Origin of the sequence: Erwinia sp. BNK-24-b, assembly GCF_047456155.1 — a bacterium.
Lineage (GTDB): Bacteria > Pseudomonadota > Gammaproteobacteria > Enterobacterales > Enterobacteriaceae > Erwinia > Erwinia phyllosphaerae.
Window position 1 is genome coordinate 4787641 of sequence record NZ_CP179901.1, and the last position, 19726, is coordinate 4807366.

General features: G+C 53.8%; 15 protein-coding genes and 1 pseudogene. 5 read left to right on the forward strand and 11 right to left on the reverse strand.

All coding sequences use genetic code 11. The features are described from left to right. Positions 1-23: 23 nt before the first annotated feature. Positions 24-869 (reverse strand): MIP/aquaporin family protein, encoded by an 846-nt coding sequence (locus tag ACMGGR_RS22000; RefSeq protein ID WP_246761566.1) that lies wholly within the window; start codon positions 867-869, stop codon positions 24-26. A gap of 430 nt (positions 870-1299) precedes the next feature. Here ACMGGR_RS22000 and zapB point away from each other — a divergent pair, with 430 nt between their 5' ends. Next, positions 1300-1539 (forward strand): cell division protein ZapB, encoded by a 240-nt coding sequence (gene zapB / locus ACMGGR_RS22005; RefSeq protein WP_246761565.1) that lies wholly within the window; start codon positions 1300-1302, stop codon positions 1537-1539. A 55-nt stretch (positions 1540-1594) separates the two neighbouring features. Here the strand turns inward: zapB and rraA are convergent, their stop codons facing one another. The 7 genes from rraA to priA all read right to left on the reverse strand — a co-directional run bounded on the left by rraA (position 1595) and on the right by priA (position 9899). Next, the gene (rraA, locus tag ACMGGR_RS22010) at positions 1595-2080 is read right to left on the reverse strand and encodes a ribonuclease E activity regulator RraA (RefSeq protein WP_246761564.1); all 486 of its coding nucleotides are present in this window, start codon (positions 2078-2080) and stop codon (positions 1595-1597) included. Positions 2081-2185: 105 nt separating this feature from the next. Further along, positions 2186-3115 carry a 1,4-dihydroxy-2-naphthoate polyprenyltransferase gene (locus tag ACMGGR_RS22015; protein WP_414147880.1) on the reverse strand — a complete coding sequence of 310 codons (930 nt, stop codon included), beginning with the start codon at positions 3113-3115 and terminating at the stop codon, positions 2186-2188. A 220-nt stretch (positions 3116-3335) separates the two neighbouring features. Next, a complete protein-coding gene (hslU, locus tag ACMGGR_RS22020) occupies positions 3336-4667 on the reverse strand; it encodes an HslU--HslV peptidase ATPase subunit (protein ID WP_246761562.1) in 1332 nt (443 codons plus the stop codon). A gap of 11 nt (positions 4668-4678) precedes the next feature. Next, positions 4679-5209 carry an ATP-dependent protease subunit HslV gene (hslV, locus tag ACMGGR_RS22025; protein WP_246761561.1) on the reverse strand — a complete coding sequence of 177 codons (531 nt, stop codon included), beginning with the start codon at positions 5207-5209 and terminating at the stop codon, positions 4679-4681. Positions 5210-5299: 90 nt separating this feature from the next. Beyond that, a complete protein-coding gene (ftsN, locus tag ACMGGR_RS22030; RefSeq protein ID WP_246761560.1) occupies positions 5300-6304 on the reverse strand; it encodes a cell division protein FtsN in 1005 nt (334 codons plus the stop codon). 163 nt (positions 6305-6467) lie between these two features. Beyond that, positions 6468-7505 carry a DNA-binding transcriptional regulator CytR gene (gene cytR, locus ACMGGR_RS22035; protein ID WP_281434681.1) on the reverse strand — a complete coding sequence of 346 codons (1038 nt, stop codon included), beginning with the start codon at positions 7503-7505 and terminating at the stop codon, positions 6468-6470. 198 nt (positions 7506-7703) lie between these two features. Then, positions 7704-9899 carry a primosomal protein N' gene (priA, locus tag ACMGGR_RS22040; protein WP_414147881.1) on the reverse strand — a complete coding sequence of 732 codons (2196 nt, stop codon included), beginning with the start codon at positions 9897-9899 and terminating at the stop codon, positions 7704-7706. 215 nt (positions 9900-10114) lie between these two features. Here priA and rpmE point away from each other — a divergent pair, with 215 nt between their 5' ends. Next, the gene (rpmE, locus tag ACMGGR_RS22045; protein ID WP_024966154.1) at positions 10115-10327 is read left to right on the forward strand and encodes a 50S ribosomal protein L31; all 213 of its coding nucleotides are present in this window, start codon (positions 10115-10117) and stop codon (positions 10325-10327) included. Positions 10328-10587: 260 nt separating this feature from the next. Here the strand turns inward: rpmE and ACMGGR_RS22050 are convergent, their stop codons facing one another. The 3 genes and pseudogenes from ACMGGR_RS22050 to metJ all read right to left on the reverse strand — a co-directional run bounded on the left by ACMGGR_RS22050 (position 10588) and on the right by metJ (position 14639). Then, complete coding sequence (locus tag ACMGGR_RS22050) at positions 10588-12255, reverse strand: filamentous hemagglutinin N-terminal domain-containing protein (protein ID WP_414147882.1); 1668 nt, start codon at positions 12253-12255, stop codon at positions 10588-10590. Positions 12256-12322: 67 nt separating this feature from the next. Next, a pseudogene (locus ACMGGR_RS22055) lies at positions 12323-14044 on the reverse strand (ShlB/FhaC/HecB family hemolysin secretion/activation protein). A 277-nt stretch (positions 14045-14321) separates the two neighbouring features. Further along, on the reverse strand, positions 14322-14639 hold the full coding sequence (gene metJ, locus ACMGGR_RS22060; protein ID WP_013200201.1) for a met regulon transcriptional regulator MetJ: 318 nt from the start codon (positions 14637-14639) through the stop codon (positions 14322-14324). Positions 14640-14883: 244 nt separating this feature from the next. Between metJ and metB the strand changes: the two genes are divergently transcribed. From metB to metF, 3 genes are all read left to right on the forward strand, one after another. Continuing rightward, entirely contained in the window at positions 14884-16044 is a 1161-nt protein-coding gene (metB, locus tag ACMGGR_RS22065) for a cystathionine gamma-synthase (RefSeq protein WP_246761556.1), read from the forward strand. 2 nt (positions 16045-16046) lie between these two features. Then, positions 16047-18476 carry a bifunctional aspartate kinase/homoserine dehydrogenase II gene (locus tag ACMGGR_RS22070; protein WP_414147883.1) on the forward strand — a complete coding sequence of 810 codons (2430 nt, stop codon included), beginning with the start codon at positions 16047-16049 and terminating at the stop codon, positions 18474-18476. Between the two features lie 319 nt (positions 18477-18795). Further along, positions 18796-19701, forward strand: coding sequence for a methylenetetrahydrofolate reductase (gene metF / locus ACMGGR_RS22075; protein WP_246761554.1), 906 nt, complete (start codon positions 18796-18798; stop codon positions 19699-19701). Positions 19702-19726 lie beyond the last annotated feature (25 nt).

A 19726-nucleotide genomic window follows, 5' to 3' on the forward strand; every position in this document is an offset into this window, starting at 1 on the left:
CCTGATGTGTAAAGGGTTAGCACTTACGCTTTACGCTGCTCAGCACGCGCTATCGTCTTTTCCACCTTCTTTACCGCAACTGCACCAGGCAGGTTACGGGCGATCAGAGAGCGGTAGCCGAATGCACCAAAGCTGGCGCCAACAATCGGGCCAAAGATTGGCACGAGGAAATAAGGAATATCGCGGCCGCCAGTAAAGGCGACGTTACCCCATCCGGCCAGCCACGCAAACAGCTTGGGTCCGAAATCACGGGCAGGGTTCAGGGCGAAGCCGGTCAGCGGGCCCATTGCGCCGCCGATAATCGCGATCAGTAAGCCGATCAGCAGCGGAGCCATTGGTCCACGCGGCAGGCCGTTACCGTCATCGGTCAGCGCCATAATCAGGCCCATCATCACGGCGGTGATAACGGCTTCAACCAGAAACGCCTGGCCGACGCTGATGTGCGGGTTAGGGTAGGTAGAGAAGATGCCCGCCAGCTCCAGGCTGTCTACGCTACCACGCACCATATGATGCGCTTGCTCGTAGTCGAGGAACAGATTGTAATAGAGCGCATAAACCAGCGCGGCAGAACAGAACGCCCCGGCAATCTGCGCCAGAATATAGGGCACGACCTTGCGGCCTTCAAAATTCGCGAACAGGCAAAGCGCCAGGGTAACTGCCGGATTCAGATGCGCGCCGGAAACGGCCGCGCTCAGGTAGACCGCCATGGCGACAGCGATCCCCCAGATGATACTGATTTCCCACAGGCCCAGCACCGCACCTGCCAGCTTCGCCGCCGCCACACAGCCGGCACCGAAGAAAATAATCGTGCCGACACCAAGAAATTCGGCGATGCATTGCCCTTTAAGGCTGCTTGTTGATTGGCTCATGATGTTGTTTCCTGAAGGCGAGGTTAAATGGTGTAGAGCGTTTTTTTTCTCATTCCCTGAGTCGCCCCAATCTTATGTGGGGTTGTTGTGAATTTATCGTTAACGAGCATAAACGAGAAATAGCGAAATCAAAAGTTGTGTGCTGCTTCAAAAAAATGAGCGTTTTCGCGTCTTTTTTGCCGTTTTATTTCCCGGCTTCGCCTTCCGATTGCTTATTCTTATCGCCATTTATTAACAACAGGCTCACATTTTCCGGCCAGGAATGTTAAAAACACCAGGCCGAGACTGAAAAACGGTTCTTGTGATGCCGTAGCGGGTTCGTTGCTGGACTTGACGAGCTGCTCTACTTACAATCGGAGCATCGTTGTTTTCCGCAGCAGTCGCTGCGTCAGCAACATCAACGCCTTGCGATTAGGAGAGGTCATTTACGATGTCATTTGAAGTGTTTGAGAAACTGGAATCTAAAGTACAGCAGGCGATTGATACTATCACCCTGCTGCAGATGGAAATCGAAGAGCTGAAAGAGCAGAACGCTAACCTGAATAATCAGGTGCAACAGGCTGCGGGCAACAGCGAATCACTGGTGCGTGAAAACCAGCACCTGAAAGAGGAGCAGCATGTCTGGCAGGAGCGTCTGCGTGCGCTGTTGGGAAAAATGGAAGAAGTCTGAGTCAGATTGACAGCAGGCGGTAAAAGAGACGGGTGCCTACCAGCACCCGTTTTTGCTATTCGATATCCAGCGGATCTTCAGAAAGGATGATGCCTGTGTTATCGGCGTAGAGATGGTCGCCCGAGAAGAAGGTAACGCCGCCAAAATTGACGCGCACATCGCTTTCGCCCGTGCCTTCACCAGCAGCACCAACCGGAATCGCCGCAATAGCCTGAATGCCGATATCCAGCTCCTCCAGATCGTCCACCTGACGCACGGAGCCGTAGACCACCAGGCCTTCCCACTCGTTTTGTAAGGCGATTCTGGCCAGGGCCGCATCAACCAGCGCACGCCGTACGGAACCGCCGCCGTCTACCAGCAGCACGCGTCCGCGTCCGTTTTCTTCCAGCAGATCATACAGAAGCCCATTATCTTCGAAACATTTCACCGTGGTGATCTGTCCGCCAAACGAGGTACGGCCACCAAAGTTTGAGAAGAGCGGTTCAACCACGTTTACATCTTCATGATAGATGTCGCAGAGTTCGGAAGTATCGTATTTCATAAGGGTTCATCTGTTTGCCACAGGGATGTTGAGTATATCGCTTTCTGGCGGTTGTTGGCAAAATCATCAGTTGCTAAAAGTTGCGGTGGGTCAAGCACATCATGATTAACCCACGATCAGACCAACCGCGAAAAGCAGGTTTATCAGCAGCGCCGCCTTGACCGTTTTTTCCAGCATTGGCCGCATCGCCACGGCGGAAAGATGCCTGATGGCAAAGCGGGCCTGACCAAACAGCAGGGGAACGCCAAGCATAAACAGCCAGCCCGTTGCGCTCAGCAAGGCCAGCCGGGCAAAAAGCGCAAAGCACAGTAGCGCGCTGGCGAGCAGCATTGCGTGGTAGTAACGGGCGTTATGTGCGCCAAGCCGTACCGCCACCGTAAACTTGCCGTTTTGCCGGTCGCTGTCGATATCGCGCATGTTGTTAACGTTCAGGACCGCAACAGCCAGCAAGCCGCAGCCAGTTGCCGGCAGGAAAAACAGCATATGCAGGCTGTGCGTCTGCAGGTAACAGCTGCCCAGCACGCCCAGCCAGCCAAAAAAGAGCAGCACGGAAAGATCGCCCAGGCCCAGATAACCGTAGGGTTTCTTGCCCACCGTATAGGCAATAGCGGCCACGATAGCCAGCGCGCCAAGCGCCAGAAAACCCAGCATATCGCTGACGCTGTCGCACGAACGCACTACCAGCGCCACGCCCGCCACCAGCGTCAGCGCTACGGTAATACCCAGTGCAAAACGCATCTGTCCTTTGTCAATCAAGCCTTTCTGCATACCGCGTAAAGGCCCTATGCGGGCAGGCGTATCGCTGCCTTTGACCGCATCACCGTAATCGTTGGCCAGGTTAGAGAGAATTTGCAGCAGCGCCGTGGTCAACAGCGCCAGCAGCGCAATCATCAGATCGAAATGGCCCTGCCACCAGGCCAGCGCTGAACCGGTTATCACCGATGAGCAGGCCAGCGGAAGCGTGCGCAGGCGCAGGCTTTCCAGCCAGGCGCGCAAGGAAGAAAATGCCGGTAGTACAGAGAGGTTGTCGGTCATCAGGCTACAGCCTTTGCTTAAACAAGAGGAAAACGGCAGAGAGCGGCCAGTTTACCGGGCACGGGTTGCACAAGAGTTAATCCATATCAAGGATGTTAAGGACAGGAGGATTTATGTCGCGGAATGGCGTCAGTAAAAGCGGAAAATAGCGGGGTAGAAAAAAGAAAACCCCAACACGAATTGGGGTTTTCAGCGTTTTGTTTAAGCGCCGTGCTAAGAATTACAGAATGAAGCGGCTGAGATCTTCATCTGCTACCAGCTCGTCCAGATGCTTACCAACGTAATCGGCATCGATAGTAATCGATTCGCCGTTAAGATCGCTGGCGTCATAGGAGATATCTTCCATCAGACGCTCCAGCACGGTATGCAGGCGGCGCGCGCCGATGTTTTCAGCCGTTTCGTTAACCTGCCAGGCGGCAGCGGCGATGCGGCTGATGCCATCTTCCGTAAAGTTAATGTCCACGCCTTCGGTTTTCATCAGGGCTTTATACTGGACGGTAACGGAAGCGCTTGGTTCGGTCAGAATGCGCTCGAAATCGTGCGTGGTCAGCGCTTGCAGCTCAACGCGGATAGGCAGACGTCCCTGCAGTTCCGGGATCAGATCTGACGGGCTGGCAACCTGGAACGCGCCGGAAGCGATAAACAGGATATGGTCAGTTTTAACCATCCCGTGCTTGGTCGAAACGGTGCAGCCTTCCACCAGCGGCAGCAGGTCGCGCTGTACGCCTTCGCGGGAAACGTCCGGGCCGGAGCTTTCGCCGCGCTTACAGACTTTATCAATCTCATCGATAAAGACGATGCCGTGCTGCTCAACCGCATCGATCGCTTCCTGCTTCAGCTCTTCCGGATTAACCAGCTTGGCGGCTTCTTCTTCCACCAGCAGCTTCATCGCTTCTTTGATTGGCAGCTTGCGCGGTTTTTGCTTCTGTCCGCCGATGTTCTGGAACATCGACTGCAGCTGGCTGGTCATCTCTTCCATGCCCGGAGGCGCCATGATCTCGACGCCCATTGACGAAGCGGCCAGGTCGATTTCAATCTCTTTGTCGTCCAGCTGGCCTTCACGCAGTTTTTTGCGGAAAGACTGGCGTGCCGCAGACGGCTCGGCTGGCGCTTCCGCCTGTCCCCAGTTGTTTTTGGCTGGTGGGATCAGGACGTCAAGGATGCGCTCTTCCGCCATCTCTTCGGCGCGGTAGCGATTCTTTTCGATTGCCTGTGAACGCACCATCTTGATGGCGGAATCGGTCAGATCGCGAATAATTGAATCGACTTCTTTACCTACATAGCCCACTTCGGTGAACTTGGTCGCTTCAACCTTGATAAAAGGCGCGTTGGCCAGTTTCGCCAGGCGACGGGCAATTTCTGTTTTACCGACGCCGGTTGGGCCGATCATCAGAATGTTTTTTGGCGTAACTTCGTGACGCAGCTCTTCGTCAAGCTGCATACGGCGCCAGCGGTTACGCAGGGCAATGGCAACAGCGCGCTTGGCGCCATCCTGGCCAATAATAAATCTGTCCAGTTCGCTGACGATTTCGCGCGGGGTCATTTCAGACATAATCAGGGTCCTTACGCTTTAGACGATAATTCTTCGATGGTGAGATTGTGGTTGGTATAGATGCAGATATCGCCTGCAATACCCAGCGCTTTTTCTACGATGTCGCGCGCACCAATCTCGGTGTTTTCCAGCAGCGCACGGGCGGCTGCCTGCGCGTAAGGGCCGCCAGAACCAATAGCGATCAGGTCATTTTCCGGCTGAATAACGTCGCCGTTACCGGTAATAATTAGCGAGGCGTTTTCGTCAGCCACGGCTAACAGCGCTTCCAGCTTGCGCAGCATGCGATCGGTACGCCAGTCTTTTGCCAGTTCAACGGCCGCTTTCACCAGATGACCCTGGTGCATCTCCAGCTTGCGTTCAAACAGCTCAAACAGCGTAAAGGCATCTGCGGTTCCACCGGCAAAACCGGCAATGACTTTGTCATTATAAAGACGACGCACTTTTTTGACGTTGCCTTTCATTACGGTGTTGCCGAGAGTAGCCTGGCCATCACCGCCAATTACTACCTGGCCGTTGCGTCGTACACTTACAATTGTTGTCACGGGCAGACCCCTTGTTGCAGTCGAAAGATCTCCCCGCAGGCGCGCTGCGGGGCAATGATGCATTCAGATATGGGGGGAAACTGAAAGGTTTCAACCCCCGAGGGAGACAGGAATACAATTTGAATGGCCGTTGCCGCGCAGACGCTTCAGCGTGCTGTCGGCGCTGGCCCGGTTGTTGTACGGACCAACGATAACGCGGTTCCAGCCGCCGCCGGTGGTGATTTTGCTTTCAAAGCCTTCAAACGCCAGCGAGGCGCGCACGGACTCGGCCTGGTCGGTACCTTTGAACGAGCCACACTGCACCATCCAGCGCTGTGACTTCTCTTTTTCTACCGGTTTCTCGGCTTTTGGCTGCTGGTGCGCGACGGTCGGCTGCTGGGTATGCTGTGGCAACATATGCTGCTGCTGCACCTGCTGCTGACGTTGTACCTGCTGTTGCTGCATCTGCTGCTGGCGTTGCGCCTGCTGTTGCTGCATCTGCTGCTGACGTTGCACCTGCTGTTGCTGTATCTGCTGCTGGCGTTGTACCTGCTGTTGCTGCACGGGCTGCGTCTGGATTTGCGGCTGCTGATACTGCGACTGAGCCTGGCGCGACTGCTGCTGTAGCTGCGTTTGCTGCTGCTGGCGCTGAAGCGTTTGCTGACGCTGTGCAGGCGTTTGCTCGTTCCACGGCACCTCGTTCAGCTGCGTAGGCTGCTGGCGCATATCGGCCTGCATCTGCTCCAGTAGCTGGCGCTGTTCATCAGTCAGCTGGGTGGGGGAATGCACTTCGCCGCCTGCGGAAGGTTCGACAGGCGTGGGAACGGTGATCTGGCGGTTTTCCAGCTCTTTAATATAACGCCAGCGCTCTTCAGGCTTTGGCGGCAGGCCGTTACCGGCTGCTTTATGATCCGGAATAACGGGCGTTTCTTCCTCTTTTTTATGATGGGCAATAAACCATAGCCCACCGACAAACGTCACCAGTACCGCAACGGCAAGACCTACCATTATCTTTGATACACCCGAGCCGCCGCCACGTTTCTTGCTGCGGCCGTTGCTCTTTTTGCGACGCGTCCCTGTCGAACGCCCGCGGCCTACGTAATCTTTTTGTGCCACTATCGTTCCGCTAATAATCAATGAAAGATGAGGTCGGGCCTGCGCGCTCGTGCCCGGCTGTCAGCCCGCCATGTTACTCAAGGGCCGGAAGTTTGACCAGCAGGGATACTATTAAGAATCTGCTGAATCTCCACTTTCTTGTCCTGGCCGAGGGTTTCAGGATTCAGATACGTTCATGCAGCGATGGCGCAGTGCTGCCGCGGATCTTGATCTCAAAGTCCAGCAGCCGCGAACCGCCGTTGACCGTGCGGCCCTGAAGCTGCTCCAGCAGTAAATTCATCGCTTCCCGACCAATATTGAATCTCGGCTGAGCAATGGTGGTCAGCTGAGGATCGCTATAGCGCGACAGTTCAATATCATCAAAGCCGATTAAAGAAAGGTCTTTCGGGATATTCATGCCCATGATTTTGGCCTGGGCCATCGCGCCCAGCGCCATGATATCGCTGTGGCAGAACAGGGCTTCCGGCGGTTCGGGCAGCGCCATCAGCTGTTTTAAAGCCTGACTGCCTGCATCAAAAGTAAAGTCGCCGCGCACAATATAGCGCGGATCCAGCGCAATGCCGTTGCGCCGCAGCGCCTGAATGTAACCCTGTAAGCGGTACTGGCACAGCGGCATATCCTGCGGGCCTGCAATACAGGCAATGCGGCTGTGACCCAGCTTCAGCAGATGGCTTACCGCCTCAAAGGCCGCCGTCAGGTTGTCGATGTGTACGGTTGGCAGCTCCAGCTCGGGCGCGAACTCATTTGCCATCACCATCGGCGGCAGGTTGCGTTGTTCTTCCAGCCCGGTGTCAAAAGGCACCTGCGAACCCAGCAGTACCATGCCGTCGATCTGGCGAGTCATGACCAGGTTAAGAAAAGCGTTTTCCTGACGATTCTGGTGCGCGCAGTCGCCAATCAGCACCAGATAATCGTTTTCGGCCGCAACGTGCTCGACGCCACGAATAATTTCACTGAAAAAAGGATCGCAGATGTCCGGTACGATCACCAGGATCGTACGGGATTCGCTACGTTTAGCGTTGCGGGTGATGACGTGAGGAGAGTAGCCAACGGCAACCACGGCCGCTTCAACTTTTTGACGCGTGGCGACAGAAACCTTTTCCGGATTCGCCAGGGCGCGGGAAACCGTCGCCGTCGACACGCCCGCTTTTTCCGCCACGTCTTTCATGGTCGCGCCCATGGCTTCAGGCTTTTGCTCCAACGCTGTTCTCCTCGTCCCGCTCTGCTGAGTGTCCGGATCTCGCCGGAATAAAGGGAATTCTGTCAGCGTTATGGCCGACCAGTACCGCATAATTAACCAATACTAATCAAAGGCGTTACTTAATTTGCATAAAAATTGTGACTTGTGCGACTTTTTTCGATCCATCTCGCAACATGAAAGCGAAAAAAGCAAAATTATTTAGCCTTCGCTGGGATCGACATCCAGCGTCCATTTGACTTTGCGTGACTGCGGAAGCGTGCCGATCAGCGGCAGCGTGGCCTTAATCAGCCTCTGTAACAGCGCCCGCGAAGGATGCTGTAACAGTAACTGCCAGCGATAGCGTCCACCGCGTTTTGGCTGCAGCGCCGGAACAGGTCCCATTACCCAGAAGGCTTCGTCCCTGAGCGGGCTGGCTTCCAGCAGATTGCGCAGCTGCTGCAAAAAGAGCGCCGACTGCTGGTTGTCATGGTCTTCGGAGCGGAACAGCGCATGGCTGGTGAAGGGCGGGAGAAACACGGTTTTACGCTCGCTCAATGCCTGCTGAGCAAAAGCGTCGTAGCCCTGATGCAGCAGTGTTTGCAGTAGCGGATGTTCAGGATGATGCGTTTGCAGCATGACTTCCCCCTGTTTTCCGGCACGACCAGCGCGTCCGGCAACCTGGGTATACAGCTGGGCGAAACGTTCGGCGGAGCGGAAATCAGCGGAAAACAGCGCACCATCCACGTCCAGCAGTGAAACCAGCGTAACGTCGGGAAAGTGGTGGCCTTTGGCCAGCATTTGCGTTCCCACCAGAATTCTTGCACCGCCGCGATGCACGTCAGCCAGATGCTGCTCAAGCGCGCCTTTACGGCTGGTGGTATCGCGATCGATTCTGGAAAGCGGCACGTTGGGAAACAGCTCGCCCAGATTTTGCTCCAGCTGCTCCGTGCCCAGGCCAACCGGCACCAGATGCGTGGAACCGCATTGGGGACACTGATAAGGCACAGGGCGCTGGCTGTCGCAGTGATGGCAGCGCAGCTGGCGATGATGCTGATGCAGCGTGTAGTAGCGGTCGCAGCGCTGGCATTCGGCAATCCAGCCGCATTCATGGCAGAGCATCGCTGGCGAAAAGCCACGGCGATTCAGAAACAGCAGCACCTGATTGTCCGCTTTCAGATGTTCACTGATTTTTTTTATCAGCATCGGCGAAAGGCCGCCCTGAAGCTTAACGCCTTTCAGATCGATCAGCTGCTGCGTAGCCTGGCGGGCGTTACCGGCCCGCTTGTTCAGGTTGAGCTGACGATATTTGCCCATCTGCACATTGTGCAGCGTTTCCAGCGCTGGCGTGGCGGTTCCCATAACAATCGGAATATCTTCCTGGCGCGCGCGGAAAACGGCTAAATCACGCGCCTGATAACGCCAGCCTTCGTGCTGTTTATAGGAGCTGTCGTGCTCTTCATCAATGATGATAACGCCCAGATCGGCAAAGGGGGTAAACAGGGCGGAACGTGTGCCGATAATGATGGCCGTTTCACCCTGACGCGCTCGCAGCCAGACTGCCAGACGCTCGCTGTCGTTTAGCGCAGAGTGTAAAACGTCGACGGGCGCGTTAAAACGCTCGCGAAAACGGGCGATAGTTTGCGGGGTTAAGCCGATTTCCGGTACCAGCACCAGCGCCTGCTTGCCGCTGGCAAGCACGTTTTCCAGCACGCTGAGGTAAACCTCGGTTTTGCCGGAGCCGGTGATGCCCGCCAGCAGCCAGGCCGCGAAATGGTCATCTTCGGCACGAATAGCGCCCACCGCCGTTGCCTGCTCGGTATTCAGCTTTAGCCGCTCGCCTTTGACGGCATAATCCGTGCGCCAGTCCTGCGGCGCACGCTGCTGCGTCTGTAGATCGCACAGGCCTTTGGCGCGCAGAGCCTGTAACGTGGCGTCGGTAATATCGTGCTGGCCAATTTCGTGCCGATAAAGATTGCGCTGGCGTAGCGCAGCCAGCGCCTGCTGCTGTTTTGGCGCGCGCTTCAGGCTTTCCGGGGCCGCTTCACGTCCCGCTTCGGTAATAAACCATTGCCAGAGCGGCGCCTCCTGCGCGGGTTTACCCTGGCGCAGCAGTACGGGCATGGCATGAAACAGCACTTCGCCTAACGGGTAATGATAATAGTCGGCGGCCCACAGCAGGATACGCCACAGCGAGGGCGGATAAATTGATTCGTTGTCCAGTACCTCATGTACGGCTTTCAGCTGCTCAACAGGAAAGTCGCTGGTATCGGTAATACCGGTCACCACGCCAATTGCCTTACGCTTGCCAAAAGGCACGCTGACGCGCGCGCCTGCTACCACAGTGAGATGCGCGGGCAGCAAATAGTCAAAGTTGCGGGCAAGCGGAACGGGTAAAGCGACCTGAACAACGGGCATGAGTTTATCCGGATGAAATTGTGAGCGGGATAGTGTACACTGTGTCTTCCTGAATGTGCGGATTCGATTGCAGCGAGCGGTTATTTTCTGTATAGTTCGCCGCCGTTGATACGGCATTTTGGTATCAAAACACCTGAACTATTAATCTTCGTGTGGTGCCGGCGCAGGCTAATCCTGGCGCGGGAGAGCGACACGGCCTTAACTGAGGTTTTCCCATGAAAAAAGGTATTCACCCAAATTACGCTGAAGTTACTGCTAAATGTTCTTGCGGTAACGAAATCAAAACCCGCTCAACCGTGGGTCACGACCTGAACCTGGACGTGTGCGGCAAATGCCACCCGTTCTACACCGGTAAGCAGCGTGATGTTGCAAGCGGTGGTCGTGTTGACCGCTTCAACAAGCGTTTCAGCATCCCAGGCAGCAAATAAGTCGCCTGCACGAAACGTTTATCGTTTCGGATGCCGCAAACCTGGCTTCGGCCAGGTTGAAAGGGCAGACAAGCCCCGCTTCGGCGGGGCTTTGTTTTATGCCTCTGACCCGTTTATCCTTCCTTTTATTTTTCCGCCATCCGGAAAGCGTAACCTCTTTGTTTTTTATCTGATTGCTTACCAACAGACAAAAGCCGGAGCGCGCTCAAAAAAAAGAGCCGACGTTCGCCAGCTCTTTGTATTAAGACATCACCGTCTCATTATTCGTTATCTGTAACAGACTTCTGGGCTTCAGTGCTGCTGGCCGGTACATTCATCTCAAAAGTTGGCGTGTAGATGTTCCCACCCAGCTCGTTAACTTTGTTCATAGCGGCGGCATTAACAATAATTTTGTCAGCAGTAAGCGTGCCTCTGTTGCAAAACCATAAGCACCTTTCGTTGCTGATTTTGCCATCGCTCTTAAGAGTCATCTCGCCACTTTGCAGCGTCCCTGTATTTTCAATGCCGCTGTTCCCGGTAACATTCAGGTGGTCAGTAGCCTGCATAACGCCCGTGTTTTTAACAAAGCTGGCATAGACAGTTAAATCTTTGCTGTCGACAGTGGCAGCATTTGTCACCGATGCGGCAGTAAGATAGGCGGTTCCTCCGGCTGTTAACACGCCTGAGTTCAGCGCAATCTCTTTAGTTGCCGCTAAAGAAACATTATTTTTCGCATTCAGAGTGCCGCTGTTAATTACACGGACATTATCGGAAACAATCACGGTAGCGTCATCGATAGTATTAAAGCCGGTTTGAGCAAGGACATTCCCTTGCGAATCGATTTCGCCTTTATTTTCAACATCGCCTTTATAGGAGACTAGCTGCAGCATTTTGCCGGTGCTGATCTTACCGGTCTTCTCATTGCTGATTTTGTTAAGCGCTACGGCGCTTAACTGCTCATCTGCGGTCAGGGTTCCATTATTAGTCAGTATGTTATTGGCCATCAGGCTGGCGTTTTTGACGCTAATCGCACCGTAATTGATCAGTGCGCCACCGGTATAAGCCTGCAGGCTGGTGCTGGTGATTGCGCCGTTGTTGGTCATATTGCCGGCAGATTGCAGACCAGCCGCGGTAGCGGTGATGGTTCCACCATTAGTTAACGCGCCGTTAGACGAGATTTGCAGGTTATCGCCCAGCAAAATGCCGCTATTATTTACTCCGGAACCGACGTCGGTGGTTTGCAGTCGGATAACGTCTGCCGTTACCCCTCCAAGTGCGCTGACGTCAACGCCCGTGTTCCACAACGTGGTCTTACTGGAGGTTGCCACGCTGCTTGCGCTGTCGTAGCTATAAACACCGGCAATAGCCTTCAGCTCGCCCGTGGCGATCTTCCCCTGAATACGAATGTTTCTTGCCAGAATATCGGTGTAGCCCTCATTGGCCAGGCCTTGACCATTTACCGTAACGTTTCCGTTGGCGACGTTAAAACCCGTCAGTGCGCCATTGGTAAAAGTTGGCGTGCCGGTGGTGAGCGTAGCGCGCCCGGTATTAATAAAGCTACAGCCAGAACAGGTGATGCCGTTCGGGTTAGCAATGATCACATCAGCCTTTTGTCCGACTACGTCGATATAACCATTTAATGTACTGGCCCGGTCAGAAATAACTTCGTTTAAAATTATTTTAGCTGCGTCAGTAAGATTATTGTTTTTAGGAATGTTACCGTTGGGGCGAACGGTATTTTCAGTACTGTTATTCAGCACCATACCGTTGTTGGTTACGTTAAACTCTTTCCACATGTTGTGAGAAAGTCCGTTTGCGTCAGCTTTATTAATATCAACTACGGAGAAACCGTTATGATGGGTATAGCTGCCCGGATCTGCCAACGCTGAATGAGTGAAAAGCGCTGCGGTAATCACCAGGGAAAGTACTTTAAATTTGTGCTGTTTCATCTTTAGTCCTTTAATTTATGATGTTTATAGTGGGTGGTGATATCTTTTTTCTTTAGCTTATCCTCCTTTAATATTGCCATTGTAGCGAGAAGCCTAGCGTCAATGGGGCAGTATGAAAACCCTCTGGTTTTACCAAAGGAAGGCCAGCGAACAAATCGTAACTAACCTGTCGGTATTCGCCCCGTAGACCTGCCACGCTGCCTGCTATCGTCCTGCCGCCATAATATTTCTGTTTGCTTTTTTCCGTTACCTGGCCCATATCTATACCGATATAGGGTCGATAATTCCTTTCGGGAAATATCCAGTTAAAATCGTTGCGCCAGTACCATCCTTTATTTTCCTGCAGGCTGGATTCACCATCAAAGCCGCGCACCGTCCATCTGTTACCTAAAGAAAAACTGTCCAGTGAAGACAAACGGTCCGGAGTAAGCTGTAGAGCAAAATGCGGCGCATAGTTAAACCACTGCCCGGATAAATTGAAATTTACCGAGGCCTGTAGGTCTAATAAAAATAATCTTCCTGCACGGTCGATAAGATTCAGCTGCTGTTCAGGCGTATTGTTGCTACCAAACCAGGGCCTTTTCTTTTGAAAACTTACCGTTCCGATAACGACGCTATTGCCAAAAGAGCGCTGTTGCTGAAGCACGGCTTTCCAGCCCGCGCTTTTTTTACGCATGCTGGTTAACTCCAGACTGTTGAAGTAATAGCGCGATCCGTTATTAAAGATTTGCAGTCCCGCCGTGGTTTTTTGCCCCACAGTTCGGGACAGCACGCGGTTGAGCTGGGCACTGTACCAGGCATTATCATTGTTCAGCATCCAGTCGCTCCAGTTGCCCCGGACATGCTGCTGATAGCGGCTCTGGCTGGCGTACAAATCCAGCCACCAGTAGCCTCAGGGAAGCGTATAGCCAACTGACCGATTGCTGTTGCCCTGTACGGTATGTCCTTTGGCAAGATCGTGACCGTAAGAAAGATAAAAAGTATCACTCAGCGAGCTAAGATTATTAAGATAGAGCGCCGCGCCTGCCTGGTAACGTCCGGTCGCCTTAGCGCCAGCATCATTCGCCCATGCCCGAACCTGCCAGAATTTATCCTGTTCGCGATAAATATAAATGTCGCTTTCACCACTCTCTTTACCCGGCACCAGATTAATCTTCACGCTGGAGCCCGGCACGCGTTGTAAATTAAAACTCCCCTGTTCAAGGTCGCGCAGGGTGAGTATATCGCCGTGTTTTAAAGGGAGGGTGGTAGCTAAATTAATATGGTCAGCGCCGCTCTTATCCACGATGATATTGCCTACTTTTCCGGAAGTAATCTCAAACTTTAGCTCCCGGCTGTGCAGATCCTGGTTCTGAATATTAATGCGGGTAGTGATATAGCCAAGGCGAATAATTTCATCCTGAAGCGTTTTTGCCAGCAGTCGGATACCCTGCACGCCAAGGCATTTCCCCTGTGCTTGTTGAGTGAAATAATAGATGTTGTTTAATTTAAGTTTGCTGCTGTCAACTTTTAAAGTGACTTTATCAATAAAATAGCAGTTTTTTTCTACAGGGAAATACAGTTTTTTTATTGTTGTTCCCTGAAGTTTTGAGCGGGCCTCCGGGGCCGCAGGCTGAATGATTTTCTTACGCGATCTCTCCTGGCTTGCCGTGCTAACAGATGTTTCCTGGATATGTTGTTTTCCAGAAATATCGGGTAATACCGTTTCTGCATGGGTTGCTGTCAAAGTAAATAGTAAAATAAATAAAACAGGCGAAGTATAATGCCCGTTTTGAAATACTCTTTCCATGAGTTATTCCATATCTCTATTTTTTAAACGGACGAGACTCTACTTGAATATCATTACTGATGCAACAATGAAGATTATATTTCGCGCAGCATATAATTTGTTGGCTATCTTCCAGGATTTTTCTGGCACTAACTGATTTATTATCCAGGCGAATAATATTTATATCAGAAGGCAACCCGGAAAGAATAATACAAATAAGCATGTTTCTGATGGGCAGGTTTGTCGGGGCCTGCCCATCAGTAAAAAGAGGAAAACCACAGCCATGCGGCGGAAGGAATTAATACTCCCAGGTGTCAGGATCGACGCCCATTTCGCGCATGATCGCTTTTGCCTCTTCCGGAATCTCATCGCTTCGCTCTTTGCGCAGATCGACATCATCTGGCAAAGGCTGGCCGGTGAAGGCGTGCAGGAACGCTTCGCACAGCAGTTCGCTGTTGGTAGCGTGACGCAAATTGTTAACCTGGCGACGGGTACGCTCGTCAGTCAGGATTTTCAGAACTTTTAACGGAATGGATACCGTGATTTTTTTAACCTGTTCGCTCTTTTTACCGTGCTCGGCGTAAGGGCTGATATATTCGCCGTTCCATTCAGCCATGGGGTACCTTAGTCATTATCAAAAATTGAAATATGCCAAAATTCGGCTAATTATGCCCGAAGTTCGCTTACATCACACTGTATTGCTCCCACTTTCTGTGGGTGCAAAAGCGTAATCTTAACGGTTATTGGCAGATTGCTCAATCTATACGCAAAGACATTTAGAAGTCCAGATGTATTGACGTCTATCTGTTCCCTGTTATGCTGTTGGCTCTTCTTTATTCTCCTGCAGGAATTTATGCACCATGACGCGCAAACAGGCAACCATCGCAGTACGCAGCGGTTTGAATGATGACGAACAGTATGGCTGCGTTGTCCCTCCTATTCATCTTTCCAGCACCTATAACTTTACCGATTTTAACGAGCCACGCGCGCACGACTATTCTCGTCGCGGCAACCCGACTCGTGACGTAGTGCAGCGTGCGCTGGCAGAGCTGGAAGGGGGTGCTGGCGCGGTGATGACCAACACCGGTATGTCGGCTATTCATCTGGTCTGTACGGTGTTTTTGCAGCCTGGCGATTTGCTGGTCGCGCCGCATGACTGTTACGGCGGTAGCTATCGTCTGTTTGACAGCCTGAGCAAGCGCGGCGCGTATCGCGTAAAATTTGTCGATCAGGGTGACGAAGCGGCGCTGCATGCGGCGCTGGCCGAAAAACCGAAGCTGGTGCTGGTAGAAAGCCCAAGTAATCCGCTGCTGCGCGTGGTGGATATCGAAGCCATTTGTAAGGCGGCGGCGGCGGTCGGCGCGGTTAGCGTGGTCGATAACACCTTCCTGAGTCCGGCGCTGCAAAATCCGCTGGCGCTGGGTGCCGATCTGGTTATTCATTCCTGCACCAAGTATCTTAATGGTCACTCGGATGTGGTCGCTGGCGCGGTCATCGCCAAAGATCCTGAGCGAGTCAAAGAGCTGGCCTGGTGGGCCAATAATATCGGCGTAACCGGCGCGGCTTTCGATAGCTATCTGCTGCTGCGCGGTTTAAGAACGCTGGCACCGCGCATGGCGGCGGCACAGCGTAATGCGCTGGCGCTGGTAGACTACCTGAAGCAGCAGCCGCTGGTGAAAAAGCTGTATCATCCTTCCTTGCCGGAAAACGCAGGCCATCAGTTTGCAGTGCGCCAGCAAAAAGGTTTTGGTGCCATGCTCAGCTTTGAGCTGGACGGTGATGAGCAAACGCTGCGCCGTTTCCTGAAAGCGCTGGAGCTGTTTACCCTGGCGGAATCGCTGGGCGGCGTGGAAAGTCTGATTTCCCACACGGCGACCATGACCCATGCCGGCATGTCGGCAGAAGCCCGCGCGGCGGCTGGTATTTCGGAAACGCTGCTGCGTATTTCGACAGGAATTGAAGATCACGAAGATTTAATTGCCGATCTGGATAACGCGTTCCGGATAGCGGCTGAGAGGTAAGCATGAGTCAGTCAGCAGTGGCAGCAGGCGCGCGTCAGCTGCATAAATTCGGTGGTAGCAGCCTTGCCGACGCCAAATGTTATCTGCGGGTTGCGGGTATCATGGCGGAATACAGCCGTCCTGGCGACATGATGGTCGTTTCTGCGGCAGGCAGCACAACTAATCAGCTGATTAGCTGGCTGAAGCTGAGCCAGAGCGATCGGCTTGCTGCCCATCAGGTGCAGCAGGCGCTGCGTCGCTATCAAAGCGAACTGATTAGCAGCCTGCTGCCGCCGTCGAGTGCGGATGGGCTGATTAGCGAATTTATCCACGATCTGGAAAAGCTGGCCGCCCTGCTGGACGGCAATATGACCGAAGCCGTCTATGCGCAGGTCGTCGGACACGGTGAAATCTGGTCAGCACGCCTGATGGCCGCCGTGTTACAGCAGCAGGATATGGCGGCAAGCTGGCTGGACGCACGCGAATTTTTACGCGCTGAAAGATCGGCCCAGCCGCAGGTGGATGAAGGTAAATTCTGGCCGCTGCTGCAACAGCTGATGGCGCAGCATCCGGGCGAAAGGCTGGTAGTCACGGGCTTTATCTGCCGCAATGAGGCAGGCGAAACCGTTCTGCTGGGCCGTAACGGCAGCGACTATTCGGCAACGCAGATTGGCGCGCTGGCCGGCGTTTCCCGCGTGACTATCTGGAGCGATGTGGCTGGCGTCTATAGCGCCGATCCGCGCAAGGTAAAGGATGCCTGTCTGCTACCGCTGCTGCGTCTGGATGAAGCCAGCGAGCTGGCTCGCCTGGCCGCACCGGTGCTGCATACGCGCACGCTACAGCCTGTTTCCGGCAGCGACATTGATTTACAGCTGCGTTGCAGCTATCAGCCGGAGCAGGGTTCCACACGTATCGAGCGCGTGCTGGCTTCAGGAACGGGCGCGCGCATTGTTACCAGCCATGATGACGTCTGCCTGATTGAATTCCAGGTGCCGCCGCAGCACGATTTTAAAGCGGCGCAAAAGGAAATCGATCGGTTGTTGCAGCGTGCTCAGCTTCGTCCGCTGGCAATCGGCGCGCATCCTGACCGCCATCTGCTCCAGCTTTGCTATACCTCGGAAATCGTCAACGGTGCGCTGTCGCTGCTGCAGGACGCCGCGCTTCCCGGCCGTCTTCAGCTGCGCGAAGGCATGGCGCTGGTGGCGCTGGTCGGCGCTGGCGTTTGCCGTAATCCACTGCACAGCCACCGTTTCTGGCAGCAGCTGAAAGACCAGCCGGTCGAGTTTATCTGGCAGTCGGAAGAGGGCATCAGCCTGGTAGCCGTGCTGCGCGTCGGCCCAACTGAACACCTTATTCGTGGACTGCACCAGTCGCTGTTCCGTGCGGAAAAGCAGGTTGGCCTGGTGCTGTTTGGCAAAGGCAATATCGGTTCCCGCTGGCTGGAGCTGTTTGCCCGCGAGCAGGAAACCTTGTCTGCACGCACCGGTTTTGAATATGTGCTGGCGGGGGTAGTCGACAGCCGCCGCAGCCTGCTTAGCTATGACGGGCTGAACGCCAGCCGCGTGCTCGCTTTCTTTGAAGACGAAGCCGTCGTAAGGGATGAAGAGTCGCTCTTCCTGTGGATGCGGGCACATCCGTTTGACGATCTGGTGGTGCTGGACGTCACGGCCAGCGAGCAGTTAGCCGAACAGTATCTTGATTTCGCCAGCCACGGTTTTCACGTTATTGGCGCAAACAAGGTTGCCGGCGCGTCAAGCAGCGACCGCTATCGCCAGATACGTGATGCCTTTGCCAAAACCGGGCGTCACTGGCTGTATAACGCCACGGTCGGCGCGGGTCTGCCGGTTAACCATACCGTGCGCGATTTGCGTGAAAGCGGCGACAGCATTCTGTCGATCAGCGGTATTTTTTCCGGCACGCTTTCCTGGCTATTTTTGCAGTATGACGGCACGGTTCCCTTTACCGATCTGGTGGAGCAGGCCTGGCAACAGGGACTGACCGAACCCGATCCGCGCGTCGATCTTTCTGGCCAGGACGTAATGCGCAAGCTGGTGATTCTGGCGCGTGAGGCAGGCTACGATATCGAGCCCGATCAGGTACGCATGGAGTCTCTGGTACCGAAAAGCTGTGAAAAAGAGAATATCGATCACTTTTTCGAAAACGGTGAAGCGCTGAATGAACAGATGCAGCAGCGTTTTGAGGCCGCTCAGGAAATGGGGCTGGTGCTGCGTTATGTGGCGCGTTTTGACGCTAACGGTAAGGCGCGAGTCGGGGTGGAAGCGGTCAGAAACGATCATCCGCTGGCTTCGTTACTGCCTTGCGATAATGTTTTTGCCATTGAAAGCCGCTGGTATCGCGATAATCCGCTGGTTATTCGTGGTCCGGGTGCAGGGCGTGACGTGACGGCGGGTGCTATCCAGTCCGATATTAACCGGCTGGCGCAGCTGCTGTAGCCGCTGGTAAAAACGCGTTATGACATAAAGTACGACAGAGGTTAGCCAGGCGCCACGGACGGCGCGGCTTTCGTCATTTCTGAAATTATTGATGTACTGGCCTGAACAAGCTTCCCGCTCTTTCTTTCTCTCCTTCATTGATTTTTCTGACTTCTTTTTGCTGTATGAATTTTCTTCAGCTTTGTTGAAAATTTGTCACCTCGCTGCACTATTTATCTGTTGACGAAATTTGTGCAATCGTTCATTTTGAATGTCTGGACGTCTAAACGTATGGATGTTCAAGGCGGGCAGTTTCTTTCTGCGATCGATGAGGTAAGCCATGAGTTTTTTCCACGCCAACCAGCGCGAAGCGCTCAATCAAAGTCTGGCCGAGCTGAACGGGCAAATTAACGTATCTTTTGAGTTTTTTCCGCCACGTACCAGCGAAATGGAACAAACGCTATGGAACTCTATCGATCGTCTTAGCAGCCTGAAACCTAAATTCGTTTCGGTTACCTACGGCGCTAACTCCGGCGAGCGCGACCGCACGCACAGCATCATTAAAGGCATTAAAGATCGCACCGGACTGGAAGCAGCACCGCATTTAACCTGCGTGGACGCCACCCGTGCCGAGCTGCGCGCTATTGCGCAGGATTACTGGAATAACGGCATTCGTCATATCGTGGCGCTGCGCGGCGACCTACCGCCAGGCGGCGGCAAACCGGAAATGTACGGTGCGGATCTGGTGGGCCTGCTGAAGGAAGTCGGCGACTTTGATATTTCCGTGGCCGCCTATCCGGAAGTGCATCCGGAAGCAAAAAGCGCCCAGTCAGATTTAATTAACCTGAAGCGAAAAGTGGATGCGGGCGCAAACCGGGCGATTACCCAGTTCTTTTTTGACGTAGAAAGCTATTTGCGCTTTCGCGACCGCTGCGTCGCGGCCGGTATCGATGTGGAAATCGTACCGGGCATTTTGCCGGTATCCAACTTTAAGCAGCTTCAGCGCTTCGCCGCCATGACTAACGTCCGCGTGCCGGGCTGGATGACCAGCATGTTTGCCGGGCTGGATAACGATCCGGAAACCCGCAAAATGGTGGGCGCCAATGTAGCGATGGATATGGTGAAAATCCTGAGCCGTGAAGGCGTCAAAGATTTCCACTTCTATACGCTGAACCGTGCGGAAATGAGTTACGCCATTTGCCATACGCTGGGCGTCCGTCCCGCCGTGGCCGTCTCCGCTGCCTGATAAGGTAAAGCGCCCATAAAATCAG